29 protein-coding genes and 1 riboswitch are annotated in these 20,725 nt (G+C 62.0%); of the genes, 20 read left to right on the top strand and 9 right to left on the bottom strand.

The window, feature by feature from the left end:
• Positions 1-13: 13 nt before the first annotated feature.
• From AAHE99_RS12270 to AAHE99_RS12300, 7 genes are all read left to right on the top strand, one after another.
• Positions 14-250 (top strand): hypothetical protein, encoded by a 237-nt coding sequence (locus AAHE99_RS12270; RefSeq protein ID WP_342117557.1) that lies wholly within the window; start codon positions 14-16, stop codon positions 248-250.
• 11 nt (positions 251-261) lie between these two features.
• Entirely contained in the window at positions 262-633 is a 372-nt protein-coding gene (locus AAHE99_RS12275) for a bleomycin resistance protein (RefSeq protein ID WP_342117558.1), read from the top strand.
• The gene (locus AAHE99_RS12280; RefSeq protein ID WP_342117560.1) at positions 581-1,507 is read left to right on the top strand and encodes a hypothetical protein; all 927 of its coding nucleotides are present in this window, start codon (positions 581-583) and stop codon (positions 1,505-1,507) included. The genes AAHE99_RS12275 and AAHE99_RS12280 overlap by 53 nt, the downstream gene beginning before the upstream one ends.
• Positions 1,508-1,609: 102 nt before the next feature.
• The gene (locus AAHE99_RS12285) at positions 1,610-1,966 is read left to right on the top strand and encodes a nuclear transport factor 2 family protein (RefSeq protein ID WP_342117561.1); all 357 of its coding nucleotides are present in this window, start codon (positions 1,610-1,612) and stop codon (positions 1,964-1,966) included.
• A gap of 7 nt (positions 1,967-1,973) precedes the next feature.
• A complete protein-coding gene (locus tag AAHE99_RS12290) occupies positions 1,974-2,780 on the top strand; it encodes a helix-turn-helix transcriptional regulator (protein WP_342117563.1) in 807 nt (268 codons plus the stop codon).
• 84 nt (positions 2,781-2,864) lie between these two features.
• Positions 2,865-3,389: a YbhB/YbcL family Raf kinase inhibitor-like protein gene (locus tag AAHE99_RS12295; RefSeq protein ID WP_342117564.1), complete on the top strand. Its 525-nt coding sequence runs from the start codon at positions 2,865-2,867 to the stop codon at positions 3,387-3,389.
• A gap of 15 nt (positions 3,390-3,404) precedes the next feature.
• On the top strand, positions 3,405-3,830 hold the full coding sequence (locus AAHE99_RS12300; protein WP_342117566.1) for a GNAT family N-acetyltransferase: 426 nt from the start codon (positions 3,405-3,407) through the stop codon (positions 3,828-3,830).
• Here AAHE99_RS12300 and AAHE99_RS12305 read toward each other — a convergent pair.
• Genes AAHE99_RS12305 through AAHE99_RS12325 form a run of 5 tightly spaced genes read right to left on the bottom strand, consistent with a single transcriptional unit; the run spans position 3,818 to position 8,609 of the window.
• Positions 3,818-4,045 carry a hypothetical protein gene (locus AAHE99_RS12305; protein WP_342117567.1) on the bottom strand — a complete coding sequence of 76 codons (228 nt, stop codon included), beginning with the start codon at positions 4,043-4,045 and terminating at the stop codon, positions 3,818-3,820. The genes AAHE99_RS12300 and AAHE99_RS12305 overlap by 13 nt on opposite strands.
• Before the next feature lie 35 nt (positions 4,046-4,080).
• Positions 4,081-6,045, bottom strand: a complete 1,965-nt coding sequence (locus AAHE99_RS12310; RefSeq protein ID WP_342117568.1) for an LTA synthase family protein — start codon at positions 6,043-6,045, stop codon at positions 4,081-4,083.
• Complete coding sequence (locus AAHE99_RS12315; RefSeq protein ID WP_342117569.1) at positions 6,042-6,857, bottom strand: hypothetical protein; 816 nt, start codon at positions 6,855-6,857, stop codon at positions 6,042-6,044. Before AAHE99_RS12315 ends, AAHE99_RS12310 begins: the two co-directional genes overlap by 4 nt.
• Positions 6,844-7,491 (bottom strand): hypothetical protein, encoded by a 648-nt coding sequence (locus tag AAHE99_RS12320; RefSeq protein WP_342117570.1) that lies wholly within the window; start codon positions 7,489-7,491, stop codon positions 6,844-6,846. The genes AAHE99_RS12315 and AAHE99_RS12320 overlap by 14 nt, the downstream gene beginning before the upstream one ends.
• Positions 7,488-8,609 (bottom strand): sialidase family protein, encoded by a 1,122-nt coding sequence (locus AAHE99_RS12325; protein WP_342117571.1) that lies wholly within the window; start codon positions 8,607-8,609, stop codon positions 7,488-7,490. The genes AAHE99_RS12320 and AAHE99_RS12325 overlap by 4 nt, the downstream gene beginning before the upstream one ends.
• Before the next feature lie 284 nt (positions 8,610-8,893).
• Here AAHE99_RS12325 and AAHE99_RS12330 point away from each other — a divergent pair, with 284 nt between their 5' ends.
• The 8 genes from AAHE99_RS12330 to AAHE99_RS12365 all read left to right on the top strand — a co-directional run bounded on the left by AAHE99_RS12330 (position 8,894) and on the right by AAHE99_RS12365 (position 13,860).
• Positions 8,894-9,133 (top strand): hypothetical protein, encoded by a 240-nt coding sequence (locus AAHE99_RS12330; protein ID WP_342117573.1) that lies wholly within the window; start codon positions 8,894-8,896, stop codon positions 9,131-9,133.
• Positions 9,134-9,176: 43 nt separating this feature from the next.
• Positions 9,177-9,626: an SRPBCC family protein gene (locus AAHE99_RS12335; protein WP_342117575.1), complete on the top strand. Its 450-nt coding sequence runs from the start codon at positions 9,177-9,179 to the stop codon at positions 9,624-9,626.
• 4 nt (positions 9,627-9,630) lie between these two features.
• Positions 9,631-9,978, top strand: coding sequence for a DUF2200 domain-containing protein (locus AAHE99_RS12340; RefSeq protein ID WP_342117576.1), 348 nt, complete (start codon positions 9,631-9,633; stop codon positions 9,976-9,978).
• 22 nt (positions 9,979-10,000) lie between these two features.
• Complete coding sequence (locus AAHE99_RS12345; RefSeq protein ID WP_342117577.1) at positions 10,001-10,234, top strand: hypothetical protein; 234 nt, start codon at positions 10,001-10,003, stop codon at positions 10,232-10,234.
• Positions 10,231-10,698, top strand: coding sequence for a YciI family protein (locus AAHE99_RS12350; protein WP_342117578.1), 468 nt, complete (start codon positions 10,231-10,233; stop codon positions 10,696-10,698). The genes AAHE99_RS12345 and AAHE99_RS12350 overlap by 4 nt, the downstream gene beginning before the upstream one ends.
• On the top strand, positions 10,695-11,024 hold the full coding sequence (locus AAHE99_RS12355) for an MmcQ/YjbR family DNA-binding protein (protein ID WP_342117579.1): 330 nt from the start codon (positions 10,695-10,697) through the stop codon (positions 11,022-11,024). Before AAHE99_RS12350 ends, AAHE99_RS12355 begins: the two co-directional genes overlap by 4 nt.
• Before the next feature lie 2 nt (positions 11,025-11,026).
• The gene (locus tag AAHE99_RS12360) at positions 11,027-12,391 is read left to right on the top strand and encodes a serine hydrolase (protein ID WP_342117580.1); all 1,365 of its coding nucleotides are present in this window, start codon (positions 11,027-11,029) and stop codon (positions 12,389-12,391) included.
• 107 nt (positions 12,392-12,498) lie between these two features.
• Positions 12,499-13,860 (top strand): serine hydrolase, encoded by a 1,362-nt coding sequence (locus AAHE99_RS12365; RefSeq protein ID WP_342117581.1) that lies wholly within the window; start codon positions 12,499-12,501, stop codon positions 13,858-13,860.
• Between the two features lie 72 nt (positions 13,861-13,932).
• On the opposite strand, the gene AAHE99_RS12370 is transcribed toward AAHE99_RS12365, so the two are convergent.
• From AAHE99_RS12370 to AAHE99_RS12385, 4 genes are all read right to left on the bottom strand, one after another.
• A complete protein-coding gene (locus tag AAHE99_RS12370) occupies positions 13,933-14,337 on the bottom strand; it encodes a hypothetical protein (RefSeq protein ID WP_342117582.1) in 405 nt (134 codons plus the stop codon).
• Between the two features lie 15 nt (positions 14,338-14,352).
• Positions 14,353-14,772 carry a hypothetical protein gene (locus AAHE99_RS12375; RefSeq protein WP_342117583.1) on the bottom strand — a complete coding sequence of 140 codons (420 nt, stop codon included), beginning with the start codon at positions 14,770-14,772 and terminating at the stop codon, positions 14,353-14,355.
• Between the two features lie 167 nt (positions 14,773-14,939).
• On the bottom strand, positions 14,940-15,350 hold the full coding sequence (locus AAHE99_RS12380) for a hypothetical protein (RefSeq protein WP_342117584.1): 411 nt from the start codon (positions 15,348-15,350) through the stop codon (positions 14,940-14,942).
• A 139-nt stretch (positions 15,351-15,489) separates the two neighbouring features.
• Complete coding sequence (locus AAHE99_RS12385) at positions 15,490-16,953, bottom strand: DUF7133 domain-containing protein (RefSeq protein ID WP_342117586.1); 1,464 nt, start codon at positions 16,951-16,953, stop codon at positions 15,490-15,492.
• Positions 16,954-17,098: 145 nt separating this feature from the next.
• On the opposite strand from AAHE99_RS12385, the gene AAHE99_RS12390 reads away from it, so the two are divergent.
• The 5 genes from AAHE99_RS12390 to AAHE99_RS12410 all read left to right on the top strand — a co-directional run bounded on the left by AAHE99_RS12390 (position 17,099) and on the right by AAHE99_RS12410 (position 20,657).
• The gene (locus AAHE99_RS12390) at positions 17,099-17,281 is read left to right on the top strand and encodes a hypothetical protein (RefSeq protein WP_342117588.1); all 183 of its coding nucleotides are present in this window, start codon (positions 17,099-17,101) and stop codon (positions 17,279-17,281) included.
• A 28-nt stretch (positions 17,282-17,309) separates the two neighbouring features.
• Positions 17,310-18,074, top strand: a complete 765-nt coding sequence (locus AAHE99_RS12395; RefSeq protein ID WP_342117590.1) for a GIN domain-containing protein — start codon at positions 17,310-17,312, stop codon at positions 18,072-18,074.
• Positions 18,075-18,116: 42 nt separating this feature from the next.
• Complete coding sequence (locus AAHE99_RS12400) at positions 18,117-18,734, top strand: tetratricopeptide repeat protein (protein WP_342117593.1); 618 nt, start codon at positions 18,117-18,119, stop codon at positions 18,732-18,734.
• Positions 18,735-18,871: 137 nt separating this feature from the next.
• Positions 18,872-19,042, top strand: a riboswitch (yybP-ykoY riboswitch).
• Between the two features lie 10 nt (positions 19,043-19,052).
• On the top strand, positions 19,053-19,631 hold the full coding sequence (locus AAHE99_RS12405) for a TMEM165/GDT1 family protein (RefSeq protein WP_342117594.1): 579 nt from the start codon (positions 19,053-19,055) through the stop codon (positions 19,629-19,631).
• A 45-nt stretch (positions 19,632-19,676) separates the two neighbouring features.
• Positions 19,677-20,657 carry an NAD(P)H-quinone oxidoreductase gene (locus AAHE99_RS12410; RefSeq protein WP_342117751.1) on the top strand — a complete coding sequence of 327 codons (981 nt, stop codon included), beginning with the start codon at positions 19,677-19,679 and terminating at the stop codon, positions 20,655-20,657.
• Positions 20,658-20,725 lie beyond the last annotated feature (68 nt).

Genomic DNA, 20,725 nt, shown 5'->3' on the forward strand with positions numbered 1-20,725 from the left:
AGGAGGAACTGAGATGAAGGACTTTATGCCGATTATTGCCTCCGTACTTGGCGGCTTGGTTGTGGCGATGGGGTGGTTCCGTACAGCTCGCCTGAATCGTGAGAACAACATTCATTTGAAACGTCTTGACTACCGTATCAAGGTGGCTTCAATCGAAGCCAAGGACCTTGATCGTGCCAACAAGGCCCTGCCACCGCTGGTCGCGTTGATCAAGCAAGGTGTCCGCGGCGAGTTGAGTATCGGAGCATAAGGAGAAGTGTCATGTCGGTGCCAGTTCAGCTAGTCGATGCAACGCCGGTCCTGGCATCGCTCGATGTTCGGCGTAGTGTCGATTTCTTTGTGTCCAAGCTCGGATTCTCCGAGGTCTACGCTGCGCAAGGGGAGTACGGTATTGTCCGAAGCGGGCCGGTAGGGATTCATTTCTGGGCGTGCTCTGATCCGGGCATTCCTGCAGCGACCAGTTGCAGGGTACAGGTTCGTGGCATCGGGCAGTTGTATGAGCACTGCAAGGCTGCAGGAATCGTGCATCCGAATGCGCCGCTTGCATCCAAGCCTTGGGGCAGCAGCGAGTTCGCGATCCTTGACCCTGATTCCAACCTGGTTACTTTTTACGAGCCCGACGGCACGCTTTGAAATCATGCGGAAAGCACTTGGCCTGCACCTCCTGTTTCTGATTTGCCTGACTGCCGCGACGACGCAAGCCTCGCATGCAAAGTCCTTATGCCGCGCCGGCGAACGTATTGTATTCAGCTGCCAGGCTGGCGCCAAGACAGTGTCGCTGTGTGCGGCTGGAACCGGTTTGCGCGAGCTTACCTATCGTTTTGGGGCGCCGGGACGGCCGCTTGAACTCGAGTACTCCAACAAGGAGGTCCCGGTTAAAGCAAGGTTTTGGTTCGATTCGGAATCGTGGCCCAAGGGTTCGTCGTCGGCGGTGTCATTCGAGATTGGGGGCCATCGCTACGTTGTCTATCACGCCCATGGCGTCTTTGGGGTCGATGGTGGGCCAAACCGTGCCGGGGTTCGAGTGGAGCGCGGCGAGGAGGAGATCGCAAATATTGCTTGCCATGAGAAGTCAGCCATTGATCGCTTGTCCGAAGAGTTGCGCGATTCAGGCCTCGCACCAGCCAGGGCGGACCATTCCTTCGCTGGCGAATGGGAGATTGACTTGCGCACGCCGGCTGAGAAGGATGCGCGCGCGGAGTGCGGCTCTGCCTCCTTCAAGCTTCGCCAGACCGGCGGGACGATTACTGGCGAGACGATGGCAACGGTTGGTTGCGGTCGGATGAATGAGGGGGGCGAAGCGACTGTTGAAGGTACCGCTACAGGCAATACCGCCGTCCTGAATGTGACAAGTGGACGGAGCGGGGAGGTCGTGCGTGGGTGGGCCGTGCGCGAAGGTGATAATCTGCGTTGGGAAACCATTGAGCAGATCAAAGCAGGTGAGCCGGAAGGGGATTCCGGCCTTATCCTCCGTAGTGGATTGCTGGTCCGATCGGAAAAGAGGTAAATCATGCGCGTTATAGTTGCTGCCCTGTCGATTCTGCTTGCGTCCAGCTGTCCCGCACAGGACTCGGCCCGTTCCGGGGACCTGTACGAGGAACTTGCCCGCATGGATGCGGCGCTGTTTGAGGCGGCGTTCGTCACCTGTGACACGGTGAAGTTCCGTGCGATCTTTACGGACGATGCGGAGTTCTATCACGACCGGACTGGCGCCAGCTTTGGCGAGGCCGCCCGTACGATGAAGTCGTGCCCTCGCGATAACGGCGTCACCCGAACCCTGGTGCCGGGCAGTCTTGAGGTCTATCCAATGAAGGGCTACGGCGCGGTGCAGATTGGCCGGCACACCTTTGCGCGGAAAGGCGAGCCAGGGTCAGAGGTGGCCAAGTTCGTGCACTTATGGAAGCGCGATGGCAATGCGTGGCGGCTGGCGAGGGTGCTCAGTTTTGACCATCGGCCGTCGGACTAATGGAGGTATGGAAGGCCTAATCAAATCAGCGAGAGGCATGCAGGAGGCCGGGGCGGTGTTGCCGTTCTCGGTGTATTCGTCCGTGCACGAGCAGCGCATCGTCAATGTCCCGATCATCAAGCCATTGTTGATCTGCGTGCTGGATGGCAGCAAGAAGCTTGGCGGGCAAGGGGAGATTGAGTGCCCGACGGGCAGCTTCGTGATCCTGTCGAATCGGCCTGGCATCAATATGCGCAACATTCCGGGGGATGCGGAGTACCTGGCGCTGCTGGTTGAATTTGAATACGATGACTTCAACTGCCTGCCGCCACGCGGTGCGCGGAGCGAGCCATTCGTGCAGGGGGAGATTGGGCCCGCGCTGCAGAAAACTTTGCAGCAGTTCGTGGAGTGGTCCGCTTTTGCGCCGCAGGCTATGTGGCCAGTCCGCCGGCAAGAGCTCCTCCAGCTGATATATCACCTGGGCCACACGCAGGTGGGAGCGGTCGTCGAGGCACCTAGCCTGAGCCACAAGCTGCATGGAATGATCAGCGCGAATTTTGCGGAAGATATTACTGCGGACGCGCTGGCGGCGCGTCTGGCGCTCAGCGAGTCGACCTTGCGTAGAAAGCTTGCTGCGGAGGGCGCGACGCTGCAGGCCATCAAGGATAGGGCGCGGCTGGGTTATGGCCTGCATTTGGTGCAAACCAGCTTTGATCCTATTGGGCGCGTGGCGGAGCGCTGCGGCTTCCTGTCGCAATCGCGCTTTACGGACAAATTCAAGCAGGCCTTTGGCGTGACGCCCAGCGAGCTTCGCAAAACCCGGTTGATCGATTAGGGCGAAAACTTGGCGGAATAGGGGCTAAACGGATCGTTATCGGCTGCGTAGCATTACGGCTCCGAACTTAACACAGGAGCCAATATGCGATACCTCTTTCTTGCCGCGACTCTCGCCGCCAACAGCGCCTTTGCCGGCACGCTGACCCTTGCTAGCACCGATATCGCCCACGGAAAATTCATGGCCAAGGCCCAGGAGTTCCAGGGCTTTGGCTGCACGGGCGGCAACCGGTCGCCGCAACTGTCCTGGTCTGGGGCGCCGGAGGGCACCGTTGCTTACGCCATCCTGGTCCACGACGCCGATGCGCCGACCGGCAGCGGCTGGTGGCACTGGCAGCTGGTGAATATCCCGAAAGACGTGACCTCCTTGCCGGCCGGCGCGGTGGCGCCAGCAGGCAGCCAGCCCATGAACAATGACTATGGCTCCAAGGGTTTTGGTGGCGCCTGTCCGCCGCCCCAGCATGGTGTGCATCACTATCGCTTTACCGTGCATGCCTTGTCGAAGAAACTGGAGTTGCCTGAGAATGCATCGGGCGCGCTGACCGGCTATATGGTCAACGCTCATTCGCTCGCTTCGGGTACTATTGAAGCACTGTATCGTAGGGACTAGTGGAGCAAAGTCGACATGGAAATCCAATGGTTACAAGCTGGCGACGCGATCGACTGGGACGAGATGTCCGAGCTTTATCGCATCGCGCCCCTCGGGATCAAGAGCGCTGAGTGGCTCAAGGCTGCGTATTCAAACAGTATGTTCACCTGCATCGCATTCGCTGGAGAGAAGATTGTCGCTGCCGGCCGTGCCGTGGCGGATGGGGTGGATTGCTCCTACTTGTGCGACATCGTCGTCCATCCTGCATTGCAGGGTACTGGACTCGGAAAGACGCTCATTCAGCGTCTCATTGATTTGTCCCAGGGCCATCGAAAAATTATCCTGTACGCAGTCCCGGGGCGTGAGCCATTTTATGAGAAGTTCGGTTTCCGTCGCATGACCACGGCCATGGCAATTTTTGCCGACCCTGAAAAAGCTGCCGCTGACGGCTATATCGAATAGCTTATTCCATGCGCACCTGGGCGCCGTTCGGCTTCGCGGTACACGTCGTTGCAGTAGCAAGTGGCCAGGGCCAGCATCAGGAATTTACCGCCATTGACGGCGGAACCCTTGCCGGTGCTCTTGCTGGGCACCGGCAAGGATTGCGTTACGCCGTTGGTGGTGACGTGCGCTTCGTGCGCATTGAGGGAATTGCGGACGGTGGCGGCGATCTTCATGGTGCGCTCCTGCGTGGGTGGCAGAAGCGCCCATTTTACTTCGTCAGCCGATAGCGCTGCTCACGATACAGCAGTGATGGGGCGATCACGTGCGACATGGCCTGGTCTACCTGGGCGTCGGTCGGCTTGATGTCGGTCAGCTGCAGCTCGCCTTTGGCGAAGTCGTAGTTGCCGATCAGCGGCGATTGGCCCGGGCGCAGGATGGTGGCGGTGGTGCCCTCCAGCCAGGTGAAGTAGTTATCGAACTGCAGGATGGCGCGGCCCGGGGTGGTGCTGTCCTTCACGAAGTCGCGGCCGATCATCGGGTGCGAGCTTGAAATGCCGATCATCGACAGCAGGGTCGGGCCCAGGTCGATCTGGCTGGCCAGGGTGGTGATGCGCTTTGGCTGTACGTCCGCACCCAGAATCAGGCCGGGGATGTGGAACTTCTTCACTGGCACCAGGCTGTTGCCGTACACGCGGTTGTCGTGGTCGGCCACGATCAGGAACACGGTGTCCTTCCAGTACGCTTCTTTCTTGGCGGCGGCGATGAATTTGCCCAGCGCGTAGTCGGCGTATTTGACGGCGTTGTTCACCGTCTGCTTGGCCGGGTCGTGCAGCTCGATTTTCCCGTCTGGGAATTCAAACGGTTCATGGTTGGACGAGCTGAAAATCAGGCTGAAGAATGGCTTCTTCTGCGCGTGCAGGTGCTTCAGGCGTTCCAGCGATTTGTCGAACAGGTCCTCATCCGAAGCGCCCCAGCTGCCGACAAACTTCGGCTGCATGTCGCCGCGGTCCACCACGTTCTGGAAGCCGTTACCAGTAAAGAAGCTGCGCATATTGTCGAAGTGCGCCTCGCCGCCGTACACGAATTCAGTGTGGTAGCCCTGCTTGCCCAGGCCCATGGCCAGGGTGTAGAAGTTCTGCTGCGCCAGCGACAGCTTGACCACGCTGCGCGCCGGGGTAGGGGCGTTGCCGGCCACTACGGCTTCGATACCGCGCACGGAGCGGGTGCCGGTGGCGTACAGCTGCTCGAACCACCAGCCTTCGCCTTTGAGCTTTTCCAGCTCCGGCGTCACAGGCAGGCCGCCCAGCGATTGCACGAAGGTGGCGCCCAGGCTTTCTTCCAGCACGATCACCAGGTTGAGCGGCTTGTCGCGCTGGATGGCGGCTTGCTGCGCGTGCAGGGTTGGCAGCTCAGGGTTGCTGAACTGGTAGTCGCGCAGCCACGGCGCCGAGGTCACCGTCGGGAACACTTTCTCGCGCGGGAATTTGCCGTAGATCTCGGAGGAATTGGCTTCCTTGCGCATCGAGGCGATGGCGTCAATCACCGACCATGGCGAATTGATGATGATCGAGTTGACCATGGCGTCGCCGGTCAGCGCGAAGGTGGCCGGGTTGGCAGGGCGGTGGTCGGTGGTGGAGCGGATCTGGAGCGCCAGCAGCAGCACCAGCACCGGCCAGGTCAGCAGCACCAGCTTGGGCGACCACATGCCGGTGCCGGCGGAGGCCGACTTCAGCAGGCGGAACAGGAATACGGTCAGCAGCGCGGTGCCGGTAATGCCGACGATCACCGCCAGGCGGAAGCCGTTCCACAGTGTGGCGGCGACTTCTTTCGGGTAGGACAGGTATTCGACGAACAGGCGGTTCGGGCGGAAATCGTACTGCATGATGAACTGCGGCGTGGACAGTTCCATGAAGACGATGAACAGCAGGCCAAGGCTGGCCCAGGCCACGGTGAACAGCTTCCAGGCGCGCTCGGAGTAGCGCTGCGCCAGTAAAGGCGCCAGCACCAGCGGCAATGCCAGCAGGTAGCCCAGCAGGATCAGGTCGGCGCGTACGCCTTGCACCAGGATCTCGCCGATGATGCCGGTGGCGCTGACGCGCTCCCATTGCCAGGCCACCAGGCCAAGGCGGGAAATGGACAGCAGTACCAGGCCTGCCACCATCATCTGGAGCAGGGTGGCGTAAGGGCCCGCCCATTGGGTCAGGCGGGCAATGCGTGCGGCGGTACGGTTCATGATGCCAGATACTTTTCAGCGCCTGCGCCAGCGGCCAGCAGCCACGCGGTCAGCAGCATGAAGGCCATCAGGCCGCTGAACAGTTTATCGAGCAGGCGGCTTTCGCCTTCCTGCTGGCAGACGGCCGGCTGGCCGTAGCCATGGCCCAGGTAGTAGGCGGCGAATACGGTAATCATATAGTGGACGGCGCCGAACATCTCGCCCAGTTCACCCTTGCGTGGGTGGTCGATCAGGGCATGCGACAGTGCCACCAGCACCAGGTAAATCAGCGCGACTGGCAGCGGCGGCAGGTAGACGCCGAATTTCTCGACGAAGTTGCGCACCGCTGGGCGGCTGCGCGCCAGCAGCGGCAGGAACACGTTGTGGGTCAGGCCGGCCAGCAGGATCAGTTTGATCATGATGGTCTTGTGGATGCTGCCGCTGCTGCCGATGGCCAGGTTATGCAGGTTGGTTTCGCCCTGGCGGTTGTTCTGGGTGAAGAACTCGGAGGACTGCACCTGCAGGATGCGCTGGAACCAGCTGATTTCTTCCATGGCTGCGGCGGCGACCACCACGCCCAGGCCCAGCATGCCGAGGACGGCCAGGTCGATCTTGCCGCCGCGCTTCCAGCGTTCAGCGCCGGCGAACAGCAGCAGGCCGGCGGTCATGGCGAAGGACAGGAACTGCATCCACTCGACCATGCCGTCTTCGGTCAGCAGACGATCCAGCTGGGTGCTCGAGCCTTTTGCGGCCAACGCCAATAACAGCACGAATACATTGATGGCGATGCCAGTCAACAGGACTGGATGCGAATACCATTTACGAATTACCACTGACTACTCCTTGATTGATATTGTTTGATGCAGTTTTGCGCCAGGCGCGCAGGCCCAGGCTTACCACGGCCCAGATCCATAGCATTGGGTCGAGCAGGGCGTCCCACAGGTTGCCGGTGGGCAGGCGCAGCATGGTGAACAGGGTGATGGCGCCCAGCGCGGCGAACATCTGCGGCCGGGCATAGCCCTGCACGATGCCGGCGGCGCACAGCGCCATTGCGGCGAGCGCGAATACCGGCGCGCCGCGCGGGCCGAAGCCCCAGAAATACAGGCCGGACGAGGCCAGGCCGAGTGCGTCCAGGTACAGCACCGCCCCTAAGGCGGCGATGGCGCCGGCCAGCGGTACGGGCAGGGTGCTGCCGGCACTGGCGGGGTGCGATTGGCGGACCAGGTGCAGCAGGCACAGTCCGGCCAGCATGCCGCTCGGCCACTGGAACGCCAGTGCGATCCAATAGGCCGGCGAGAAGCGGTCGGGCAGCAGTGCCGCAATGATGGAAATACCGAGCAGCTGCAGGATCGCACGCGCAGACAGCTGGCGCGACGCGGAAATCACGCTGACCAGCAGGGTAGCGATCACGATCCCCCAGGCCAGCTTGCCGTAGGTGCTTTGCAGGATCAGCGCCGGCAGGGTCATTGGGCGGCTCCGTCGAAAGTCATGTCGATCACGTGGTGCGCGATGGCTTCGCGGCGCGAAGTGTAGGTGATGTGCAGCTCGGACCCGATCTGGTGCAGGTCGGGATAGGAGAACTCTTCGCCGGCGGCGCCTTGGGCAATATCGATCACGCGCGACCACTTGCGGGTGTCGTTGGTGATCGACAGGCGCAGTACGTTGCGGTCGGAGCCGCCCGGCAGCACATGGTTATGCAGCAGGGCGATGCTGCCATTGCTCAGGCGCAGCGCGCTGAGCGAGGTATTCTGGTTGGGCAGCTCGAGCGGCGGCTGGTCGTCCCAGTTGGCGCCGCCGTCGCTGCTGCGCGCCTGCTGCACGCGCTGCTCTTTGCTGGAGTCGCGCATCCAGGCGTGCACTTCGTTCTGCGAGATCGGCACGATGGTTGGCTGCAGCGTCGAATTGCGGCTGCCGATGCGGGAGATCCAGCGTGGGTCGCCGCTCTGGTCGAAGGCCAGCATCAGCGAGTATTTGATGCCCATTTCAAAGTAGGCCGGCAGCAGCCAGCCGCCGTCGGCCAGGCCGACCGGGGTGGAGCGCACCAGCATGCTGGTATTGAACAGCGGCGACATCGGCAAGGTGCGTTTGACTGTGAAGTTGCGGGCCTGGTCGTCGGACACCAGCTGCACCACGCGCGAGGCGGCCCAGCCACCCAGGCCGGTCGCTACCACGAACAGGTTGATGCGGCCGTCGGCGGAGGCCCAGGCGACCGGGTTGCCGATGCGGCGTACGCCATAGCCCAGCGCGGCGGAGAGGGAATCGCGGCTGGCCACTTCCCACGGCTGGCTCCATTTGCCTTCGGCCCAATGGGCGGCATAGACTTTGACATCCGGGCCGCTCTCGCGGCTGCCGGCCCACCAGAAGGCGGCCATGCGGCCACCGGACAGCGGCGTCATGGCGGCGGCGTGCGCGGAGGGCGCATTCTGCGGCTTGGGGATCAGGGTGGCGGAGCGGGGGATGAAACTGACTTTTCCCGGCTGGACCGGGCGCACCAGCACGGAGGAATCGGCTTTGCGGGAATTCATCCAGCGGGTGGCTTCCACGCCGGTGGCGAGCACCAGCAAGGACAGGCAAACGAGCTTCACATAGAAAGCTGATCTGCTAGTGTCCTGTTGAGCGCTATTAAGCCGGGTATTGGCGCTAGCGCCCAACCGAAATTCCATCCTGTACCCCTATGCTGAAGGTCGCTTCGTACGTGAAACTTTTTCGAGTGAAGAATCGTACCTGAAAGTTAGGTCTTGCGGGAGCTTTCTGGAAATTTCGGTTAAGTGAATGCAATCAGACAGTTGCAGCGTGGATACGAAATCGGTCATTAGGTGGAAATATGGACTAAGTAGCATTGGAAATTGGTCCAGTTTAAGGAGTTGCCATGATCTTCCGCCGGTCGTTTATTGCAACATTGTTAATCGGTTGTGTGCTGTTGGCGGTGCTCGGGTCGGCGCATAGTTCGAGCCCGCAGGCAGCCAACTTTGCTGCAACGCATCATGCGCGTTGCATGCAGTTGGCCCAGGTGCCCGCGCCGGAGGTGTGTGTGATGCGCACGGTGCAGCTGGCGTCGGTCCTGCACGGCATCGAATTTGCTGACCAGGTAGCGCAAGCTTTGCTCTGACGTTACACTCTAGGCAATCTCATGTGTAACCTTGGAAAACACGATGCTCGTCGAAGCACAGCTTCCCGTCGCAGGAACCCGCGCAGCCGTCTGGGCTGCCATTGCCGATATTGAAGGCGCGGCCCGGATCATCAGCGGTATCAAGCAGATCGAGATTGTCGAACGTCCGGCCAGCGGGCTGGTGGGGCTGCGCTGGCGCGAGACGCGCATCCTGTTCGGCGAGCCTGCTACGGTGGAAAAGTGGGTTACGGCGGCGTCGGAGAATGAGTATTACACCACCCGGGCGGAAGAGAAGGGCTTCGCCTTCCTCACCACCATGCGTATCACCGAGGGCGCCGGCGGCGTCACCGTGGTCAGCTCGCACGACTCGCAGCCGCAAACCTTTTCGGCCAGGCTGCAAGCTGTCTTCATGGGGCTGTTCTTCAAGGGTGTGATCCGCAAGGCGATCCTGCAGGACCTGGGCGATATCAAAGCTGCCGTTGAGGGGCGCTAACGTCGTGGCGCATTCGATCTTTACCACCAGCTTTGCAAAGGTCTATCCAATGTACGTCCAGAAGGCCGAACGCAAGGGGCGCACAAAGGAGGAGGTCGACCAGGTGATTTGCTGGCTCACGGGCTACACGCCGGAGGGACTGGCGCGGCAGCTGGCGGGCGGCGCGGATTTCACTGCCTTCTTTACCGAGGCGCCTGCCATGAACCCTGGTGTGGCACTGATCAAGGGCGTAGTCTGCGGCGTGCGCGTGGAGGCGGTCGAAGATCCGTTGATGCGCAAGATTCGCTACCTTGATAAGCTGGTCGATGAATTGGCCAAAGGGAAGACGCTGGACAAGATCCTGCGCCAGTGATGGCATACGAAAAAGGGGAAAAGTGGGGACAGCATTCTGGATTAAGCGCTTCCTGGTCGTCCTGGTGGGCGCGTTCGTCGTTATTGGCGCGGCGCAGCTGCTGAAAGGGCATGAGCCGGAGTATGCCGCCCGCGAGGCGGCAATTTGGAGCATCATCACTGCGGCGGTATTCACCGGCGCGCGCTTTAGGCAGGCGCGGCGTGGACAGAATTGCGCGATTTGCAAAGACACACCTGAAATGAGGGAAGAAAAATGAAGAAAATCGGTACCCTGATCCTGCTGGCGGCGCTTGGCGCGGGCGCGCAGGCGCAAACTGCAGGCGCGGCCCCGCCGGCTTATGACGCCGAGCTGGCGAAGTCGCTGGGCGGGAATGATAACGGCATGCGCCGCTATGTGTTCGTGGTGCTGCGCACCGGCCCGACCAAGGTCACCGGGGAGCAGGAGCGCAAGGAGATGTTTGCGGGCCACATGGCCAACATCATGCGCCTGGCTAATGAGCGCAAGCTGGCCTACGCCGGCCCGCTCGATGGCGTCGATGGTGCGCGTGGGATTTTCATCTTTGCGGTGGAAAGCATCGATGAGGCCAAGGCGCTGGTGGCGACCGATCCGGTGATCATCAAGGGCGAGATGGTGGCTGAATACCACACGCACTTCGGCTCGGCCGGCCTGATGGCGGTGAACGGTGTGCACAGCAAAATCATGAAGCCGGCCGCCAAGTGAAATTCTCGACGGTCCGCACCTTCGCCCTGTCGCTGGATGATGTCAGCGAGGCGCCGCACCATGATTACGGGTCTTTCCGCGTCGGCGGCAAGATCTTTGTCACGGTGCCGCCGGGCGAGGAATTCATCCACGTTTTCATCCCGGAGGAGCGGCGCGAGGAGGTGCTGGAGCTGCATTCCTCCTGCGCCGAAAAGCTGCTGTGGGGAGGCAAGGTGGTAGGCGTACGGATCGAGCTGGCGAAGGCCGAGGCGGCGTTGGTCAAACAATGGGTGCGGGAAGCGTGGGCGCACAAGGCGGCCCAAGCTCCCAAGCGGAAGGGAGCCTGATTTTGCGGGCTTTCGGCGTTGTCCTGTTAGCGCTATCCGTGGCCGGCGCGGCACGTGCGGCCGAAGTGCCGCTGGCGCAGCGCCTGGAGACAGCCATGGCGCGCATGTTCCGGGCCGACGCGCCGGGCGCCACGGTGATCGTCGTCAAGGACGGCGTGACCATATTGCGCAAGGCATACGGCCTGGCGGACGTCGACGCGAAAACACCGATGCAGCCGGACATGCAGCTCCGTCTGGGCTCCGTCACCAAACAATTCACCGCCGTGGCGATCATGATGCTGGAAGAGCAGGGCAAACTTTCGCTTCACGACGACATCACGCGCTTCCTGCCGGACTACCCGCTCAAGGGCCAGCGCATCACGGTGGAACAGCTGCTGCAGCATACGGCGGGCATCCGCAACTACACGGCCATGCTGACGTACCCGTTCTTCGCCAGCGAAGACAGGAGCGTGCAGCAGATGATCGACTACTTCAAGGATGAAGCGCTGGAGTTTGCGCCGGGCGAACGCTGGGGCTATAGCCATTCGGGCTACTTCCTGCTGGGCGCCATCATCGAAAAGGCTTCCGGCATGAGCTATGCCGACTTCCTCGCGGCGAATATCTTCGAGCCGCTCGGCATGCGCGACACCGCCCATGAAGGACGCGAGCGCAGTGGCAAGCGCCGCGTCACCGGCTATCGCGAAGGCATCTTCAGCGGCTACCGGCCAGCCGAGCCGATCGCCATGTCGACCTCCTATGCCGCAGGCGCGCTGGTTTCCACGGTGGACGACCTGGCGCGCTGGGACGAAGCAATCAGCGCCGGCAAACTGCTGTCGGCTTGGGGCTGGAAGCAGGTCTTCACCCCGTGCAGCCTGCCCAGCGGCGCGCGCTGCGGCTACGGCTTTGGCTGGAGCCTGGGCAGCATGCGCGGCCACCGCATTGCGGCGCATGGCGGCGACATACCGGGCTTTAACAGCCAGTCCATCCGCCTGCCCGACGACAAGGTATTCGTAGCGGTGCTGGGCAACGCCAACCGCAACCTGCTGAACACCGAACGCATCGCCTTTACCGCTGCGGCAATTGCTGTCGGCGACCCGTTCCCGCAGCCGCGCGCCATCCCGATGACCAAGCTGGCGCTGAGCACCTTTGCCGGCAGCTTCCGCATGGCGGATAACAGTACCCGCAACATCGTCTTCGACGGCGGCGGCCTGCGCTTCGAACGCAAGGGCCGGCCGGCGGCAGGGCTGCGCCCTTATGCCGTCGACAAGTTCTTCCTGGAGGGTACCCTGGTCACCCTCGACTTCGTGCGTGGACCGGATGGCGTGGTGAGCGGCTTCACGCTGCACGGCCTGACCGGCGATGAAAGCGCGGAGCGCATCGTCAACTGATCGGCGCCAGCCGCCATTCGGCCCCTTGAATCGACCATTCGTCGTCCCGCCCACTGCGCGCGGGGCGGGCAGCGCTAGCATGGGCATTTTCAAAAGGAGGCTACGCCGTGACGAAACTACCAGCGCTGTGCATCGCATCACTCTTCCTTCTGCAAGCTCCATTCGCGGCGGCGCAAACGCCGCTGGAGCAGCGCATCGACGCCGCCCTGGCGCCGATGTTCAAACCAAACTGGCCGGGCGCCACCGTGATCGTGACGCGCAACGGCAAGCCGGTGTTCCGTAAGGCTTACGGCCTCGCCAGCGTGCAGGACAACACGCCGATGCAGCCGGAGATGCAGCTGCGCATGGGCTCCATCACCAAGCAGTTCACGGCGGTCGGCATCCTGCAGCTGGCGGAGCAGGGCAAACTGTCGGTGAAAGACGATATCCGCAAGTACCTGCCGGACTTCCCGGACAAGGGCAAGACCATCACCATCGAGCACCTGCTGCACCATACATCCGGCATCCCGAACTACACGTCGCTGAAGGCCTTCAGGGGCCTGCTCGGCGAGAACGTTTCCGTGCCCCAGGTGTACGCCAGCTTCAAGGATGAAGCGCTGGAATTCGCGACCGGCGAGCGCCATAGCTACAGCAACTCGGGCTACTTCCTGCTCGGCATGGTGATCGAAAAGCTGGCCGGCGCGAAGTACCAGGATTACGTGGCGCAGAATATCTTTGATCCGCTCGGCATGAAGGATACGGCTTACGAAGGCAGCGAGCGCAGCGACAAGCGCCGCATCAAGGGCCACCGCCTGTCGGGCAAGGACATCGTGCCGGTGTCGGATATCGACGTGGATATCGCCTACGCCGCCGGCGCGCTGGTCACCACGGTGGACGATATGGCGCGCTGGGATGCGGCGGTCAGCAGCGGCAAACTGCTCAAAGCAGCCACCTGGAGCCAGGCCTTCACCTCGTGCAGCCTGCCGCAGGACGCGCCGTGCAATTACGGCTATGGCTGGAACATCGGCACGCTGGCCGGCCACAAGATGATCCACCACGGCGGCTCGATCCCCGGCTTTACGGCGCAGGCGCTGCGACTGCCGGACGACAAGGTGTTCGTGGCGGTGCTGACCAACGGCAATGGCGGCGCCGTGAACACGCCGGTCATCGCGTATAAGACGGCGGCAATCGCCATCGGCCTGCCATTCCCCGAATTCAAGGCGGTTGCAGTGGCGCCGGAAGCGCTGGATTCCTTCGTCGGCACCTACGTCAGCGCCGACAAGACCAAGCGCGTATTCAAGCGCGAAGGCGACAAGCTGACCATGCAGCGCGACGGACGCGATGCCGCGACCCTGATGGCGCATGGGCCGGACCGCTTCTTCATGGATGGCTCGCTGGCCAGCCTGGAGTTCCAGCGCGGCGCCGACGGCAAGGTGCAAAGCCTGCTGGTGCGCCAGCCGGGCGTGGACGAAACCGCGCAGCGCCAATAAAAAGGGGCCGCCAGCTACACAGGGCTGGCGGCCCAGACGTGCCCGCGGCTAGCGCGTCATTCTGCTTCCGGGTCAGCGCGAGGCAAACTCCACGAAGACCGGAACCGCGCCAGTGCTCCGGCTGCTGTCGATGTAAGCGACTTTGCCGGTTATCTGGCCATCCCATGTGTATTTGATATGGACTGACAGCTTGCCGTCCTTTGCGTCAAACTTGCGCAGGCCGGTGCTGAACAATTCGTGCTTGGGCAGTTGGCCGATCTGGCCGAACAGCTTGCTGCCCTGCTTGGTGAGATACAGCGTCTTGCCATTGGCGAGCTGGTAATCGCCGATGTACTCCAGAAGATCGTCAGGCCACAAGGTGAGTGGCTTGATGTCTTTCTGTGCTGGCACCATCACAGTGTCGACAGAGGTCTGGCTTTGGGCTGGAATACTCAGGGCGAACAAGCCCATGCCGCAAACGAGCAAAAGCTTTTTCACTTTAGTCTCCCTGGTCTAACGGGATGCAATACTGATATGGGTTACTTGTAAAGGCTGTCCGGCAGCAACACGTTGCTGTTCATCGATGAAGCTCAGCTCGCCGCTTACCGAATCGTCAGGCGCGAAGACCAGGTGCATGGACATGGTGCCATCGAGCGCCTGGAATTTGCCGTAGCCGGCACGGGTGATTTCGTGCTCGGTCTGCTCGTCAACCCTCGCATACAAGCGCGTTTGCTTGCGCACAAGGTAGAGGGTCTTGCCGTTGGAGAGATCGTAGGAGCCTTTGTACTGGGCGAAGTCCTGCGGCGACATATAGTTCCGCTGGATCTGCGCGTCCTTCGAGGCTGGGATAACCACTTTCTGATCGCCGCTGCTCTGTGCGGTCGCCGACATGGCGAGCGCGAACAGGCAACCGGCAGCCACTAGCCGCTTCATGTTGTCCTCCATTATGTCAGGTTGTGGCCAGTCTTTTGTAATTGACTGGCTCTTTCACTATAGTTCCCGGCGCAATGGGGCGCTGTCATTTATTTCGATAGGCAGGGCGATAACGATTCGCTAAATGTAAATTTCAAATCGCCACCTACGCCGGGAGCCTGGCGCGCTCAGCGCGCTGCAAACGCGACGGTTGTGCGGGTAACAGGCGCGCCTGCCATGCGTGGCGAATAGCTCAGTTCACCGCTGGCGGTGTCCTCGTCGAGCCAGACGATATTCATGGTGAGGCTGCCGTCTGCGGCGGTGAACCTGCCGTCGCCGTACCAGTAGATTTCCTGCCGGGGTTGCTGGCCGAGCTGGGCATAGAGGCGTACTGCGCCTCGCGACAGCGTAAGGGTCTGGCCATTGGAAAGGGTGTAAGCGCCCTGGAATTGATAATAGTCTTGCGGTGAGATGAGCCGGTGTTCGACTTTGGCTTTCTGCGCGGGCACAACCACCGATTGGTCAGCGCCGGTGCTGCTTTGTGCTGCTGCGCTTGCAGCAAGCACTAACAACCCGGCGGCAGCGATGTAGCTTTTCATGACTGCCTCCAGTTCGTGGACCAAGGGTGCCAGGTTTGATTTGTAGTCTGGCACTTTTCAATATAGCTCTGGCCCACGTTGGTGGCGGTTCAATCTTTTGATGATTGGGATGAGGTTGATACTGTTTGTATATGCCTGATCATGGCCTATACGTCACCCGATACACCTTGTGCGCGTGGTCGTCGGAAACCAGTATCGAACCATCGGGCATCACCGCCACGTCGACCGGGCGGCCGCTGACCTGTTCGTTCTGCAGGAATCCGTCGATGAAGGCGGTATCGCTGAGAACTTTGTTGCCGTGCAGCGTAATCAGGCGCACCTGGTAGCCGATCTTGTTGGCGCGGTTCCAGGAGCCATGCTCGGCGATCAGCAGCTGGTTGCGGTACTGCTCAGGGAACTGGGTGCCGGTGTAGAAGGCCAGGCCGAGCGACGCCACGTGCGGGCCAAGGGCGGCCACCGGGGCGCTGTAGGCTTCGCAGCTCTTGCTCTTGCCGAACTGCGGGTCGAGCAGGGCGCCGGCGTGGCAGTAGGGGAAGCCGAAATGCATGCCGGCGCGCGGCGCGATGTTGAGCTCGTCGGATGGCAGGTTGTCGCCCAGCTCATCGCGGCCGTTATCGGTAAACCACATTTCCTTGGTCACCGGGTGCCAGGTGAAGCCGACGGTGTTGCGCACGCCGCGGGCGAACAGTTCCCAGTTGCTGCCGTCCGGGTTCATGCGCCAGATCTTCGCGTAGGCGTCGTCTTCCTTGTCGCACACGTTGCAGGGCGCGCCGATCGGGATGTAGAGCTTGCCGTCCGGGCCGGCTTTGATGTACTTCTCGCCGTGCCAGGTGTCTGTTGGCAGGTCGTCCTTGATGACCTTGTAGGCAGGCTTGCTGGCGTAGGTCTTTTCGATGTTGTCGAATTTGAGGATGCGCGAAATTTCGCCGACGTAGAGGGCGCCGTTCAGCAGGGCGACGCCGTTGGGCTTGTTCAGGCCTTCGGCCACGGTGACGATTTTTTCGGCGACGCCGTCCTTGTCGGCATCGACCAGGGCGTAGACCTTGCCGGCCTTGCGCGAGCCGACGAAGACCAGGCCGCTGTCGGTGACGGCCAGCTCGCGCGCGCTTTCCACCTGATCGGCATAGACGGCGATCTGGAAGCCTTTCGGCAGCTTCAGGCTGGACAGGCTGTTGGCGGCCGGCGCAGGGGCGGCGGCGGGCGCGCTGACTCGGCTGACGTCGCCGGCGAGCGCGGCGGAGGCGTTCCGGCGCGTGGCGGCATTGGTCGGCATCAGGTATTCCGCCAGCTGGCTGATCTGGGTGGCATTCAGCTGTTTATCCCATCCCGGCATGCCTTTTTCCGGCACGCCCTTGCTGATCAGGCGCACCAGGTTGGCCTTGGTCGGCTGGCCGTGCAGCCAGGTGGTGTCGGCCAGGTTGGGGCCGGCGGCGCCCTCCAGGTCCTTGCCGTGGCATTGGGCGCAATTGGCCAGATAGAGCTTGTGGGCCGCCAGGAAGGGCGAGGTGGCGGGAGCGGCGGCCTGGGCCGAGGGCAGGGCGGCTGGCGCCAACTGCAGGGCCAAGGCGGCCAGGGCAGCCAGGAACGATGGTTTTTTATTCATTATGTTTCCCTTCGGAATGACAAAAAGGTGGGCGAATTATCCGCCTGTTCCTTGATTTTTGCATTTCGTCGCATATGGCGCGACGGTGGCAGGGGCCGCCGATAAGATGGAACCATCGAAAAACCTCTCACTTGGGGGATGCAAAATGAAAATCGCTAAACATATGGAAGCCATCTTCGTCGCCACCCTGCTGATCATTGGTGGTATTAATATGGCAACTGCCAAGGCGATGCCACGGGCCCAGCCCTTGTCGCCGGCCGATGCCGTTGCCGAAGCCGCCAGCGAGATCCCCGAGCTGCCATTCGTCCTGGTCGCTGCCAACCTGTGATAATGCGCTGATGACTTACCAAGGATACATGATGAAGAAACCATTCCAGATTGGCTTGCTGTTCACCGCTCTCTGTCTGTGCCTGGGCCTGGCCCGCGCCGACGATACGACCACGGAAACCCGGGCGGTGGATGCCCGCGTGGTGCGCGTCAAGCTCGATGGCGTGATCGACCTCAAGCTGCGCCGTGGCGATGCGCCGACGCTGGTGATCACCACCGACAAGCGCTATGTCAACAAGGTGACGGCAGTGCAGACCGGCGATACGCTGTACCTGGACACCGAAAGCCGCGGGGTGAAGATCAAGACGTCGGCCGTGAAGGTGGAGCTGGTGCTGCCGCAGCTGCGCGAGCTGGTGTCGGAAGGCGTGGGTACCACGGATGTGAGCGGCTTCAGCGGCGACAACATCGACTTGACCCTGGATGGCGCGGGCAGCATGAAGGTGGTCTGCGACTACAAGAAGCTGAAAGCCAACCTGGGCGGCGTGGGCAGCATGCATGTGTGGGTGACCGAGAACGAGAACGTTGACCTGGACCTGCAGGGCGCCGGCTACATCACCATCGGTGGCCGCAGCAAGAACCTGAAGGCGACGCTGGGCGGCCTGGGCGGCCTGAATGCGCAGCAGTTCAAGGCGGAAGACGTGAACCTGGAGCTGAGCGGCCTGGGGAACGCGACCATCAATGCATCCGTGAATGCCAACCTGAATCTGAGCGGACTGGGCTCCGTGACTGTGTACGGCAAACCGACCAACCGCAACGTGAGCGTGGACGGACTGGGGAAGGTGAGCTGGAAGTAAAGAATATTTTGTAGTGCATAAAACAGATAAATTTAAAGCACCATGACAAAACTACGAGGCGTTTTACTCGCGATAGGCATCGCGCTAGGGCTACAGGCCAGCGCGCATGCGGGGTTCGCGGAAGGGGCCACGGCGTATAACAACAAGAATTATGCGCTGGCCTATAAGGAGATACTGCCGTTGGCCAAGGCAGGGAATACGGATGCCGAGCACCTGCTCGGCTTGATGTATTACATGGGCCGCGGCGTGCCGCAGGACTATAAGCAGGCGCTGACCTGGCATCGCAAGGCTGCCACCAAAGGCAAGGCGGATGCGCAGTATGTGGTCGGGGCGATGTATTACACCGGCAATGCTGTGATCCAGGACCATAAGGAGGCGGTGACCTGGTTCCGCAAGGCGGCGGAACAGGGGCATCCGGATGCGCAGCAGGTGTTGGGGCTGATGTACCGGTATCACATTGGCGGGATGCCGCAGGATAATGTGATTGCTTATATGTTGTGGAACCTGGCGGCGGCCGGTGGGTCTTCCAATGCGGCGGAACAGCGTTCTTCCGTGGCGCGGGGGATGTCGCAGGAGCAGATTGAGGAGGGGCAGGCGCTGTCGGCTGCGTGGAAGCGGGGGACGCCGTTGCCGCGGTCTTCCCGGACTGGGGGCGGTTAAAACCGGTAAACCTGGGTCAGACCCAAGGGTCTGACCCTGTCAGATCGTCAGCCGCTGGCCGCAAGACCGTACAGGGTCTGCCCCTTGCCGGATGGCCGGCCCGTCTGACCCAGGTTCACCGGTTTTGGGGTACAATTCGCCCCGTCATCGGGGAGTAGCCTCTCCTCCGCAAAGGAGGAGGCCTATGTCAACACACTTGGCCCACAGGCCATGGCATAGGCGGTCCCAAACTTGGCAAGACCTTTGACCACATCGCCGCCGTTTTTAGGCCGGGGGCGCGTGTGGTCATTCGTCCGTGCCCGGCCTGGAAAACAATCAATGGAATCCCTCCTCGTCTCAACCGGCGTCGTCGCCCTGGCCGAAATCGGCGATAAAACGCAACTGCTGGCCTTCCTGCTTGCAGCCCGCTTCAAGAAACCGCTGCCCATCATCACCGGCATCCTGCTCGCAACAATCCTGAACCACGGCCTGGCCGGCGCGCTTGGCGCCTGGATCACCTCCATGCTCACGCCCGAAGTGCTGCGCTGGGTCTTAGGCCTGTCCTTCCTCGCCATGGCCGCCTGGACCCTGGTCCCCGACCAGATCGAGGACGACGAAACCAATATCGCCACCCGCTTCGGCGTGTTCGGCGCCACGCTGGTGACCTTCTTCCTGGCCGAAATGGGCGACAAGACCCAGGTCGCCACAGTAGCCATGGCAGCCCACTACCCGGACCCGCTGCTGGTGGTGGCCGGCACCACCCTCGGCATGCTGGTCGCCGACGTCCCGGCCGTCTTCGCCGGCGACAAGCTGGCCGCCAAAATCCCGCTCAAGCTGGTGCACGGCATTGCCGCCGCCATGTTCGCGGCGCTGGGCGTGGCCACCCTGCTCGGCATGGGCGCGCGCTTCGGCGTGTAAGCGTTACAATCGCCTCTTTCCCAGAGAGGTGATGCCATGGCGATGATGCGTGCGATCGAAATCCCGAAACCCGGCGCGGCCGACGTGCTGCGCTTGTGCGAGCGTCCGCTGCCGGTGGCGAAGGAGGGCGAGCTGCGCATCCGCGTGCATGCGGCCGGCGTCAACCGGCCGGACGTGTTCCAGCGCATGGGTAGCTACGCACCGCCGCCCGGCGCCACCGACATCCCTGGCCTGGAAGTGGCGGGCGAAATTGTCGATGGCGACCTGGCAGCCAGCGGTTTCAAGATCGGCGATATGGTGTGCGCACTGGTGCAGGGCGGCGGCTACGCGGAATACGTGACGGCGCCGGTCGAGCAGTGCCTGCCGGTGCCGCATGGCCTGTCGCCGCTGGAGGCGGCCTCGCTGCCGGAGACTTTCTTCACCGTCTGGAGCAATGTGTTCGACCGCGCACATCTGGGACGCGGCGAGACCTTGTTGGTGCAGGGCGGCACCTCGGGCATCGGCGTGACGACGATCCAGCTGGCCACCGCGCTGGGCCACCGCGTGTTCGCCACGGCGGGCAGCGATGAGAAGGCGAGGGCGTGCGAAAAGCTGGGCGCGGCGCGCGGCATCAATTACCGTACCGAGGATTTCGCGGCGGTGGTGCGCGAGCTGACCGGCGATACCGGTGTCGATGTCATCCTCGATATGGTCGGTGGCGACTACCTGCCGCGCGAGATCAGCTGCCTGGCGGACGATGGGCGCATCGCCATCATTGCTCTGCTGGGCGGCGCCAAGGGGACCCTGGACATGGGGCAGGTGCTGCGGCGCCGGCTGACCATTACCGGCTCGACCCTGCGGCCGCGGTCGGTGGCTTTTAAGGCGGCCATCGCGCGGCAGTTGCGGGAAAAGGTCTGGCCGCTGATCGAGGGGGGGGATATCAAGCCGGTCATTTATGAGAGCTTCCCGTTGGAGCAGGCTGCCAAGGCGCATGCGCTGATGGAAAGCAGCAACCATGTGGGCAAGATTATGTTGCAAGTGTTGTAACTTTCCGGGGCATTCCTTGCCCCGAGGCAGCGGCCCGGGCTACAATTACGGGTTATTAAAAATTTAGC

It is taken from the genome of Pseudoduganella sp. OTU4001 (genome assembly GCF_038440195.1).
Taxonomy (GTDB): Bacteria; Pseudomonadota; Gammaproteobacteria; order Burkholderiales; family Burkholderiaceae_D; genus Rugamonas.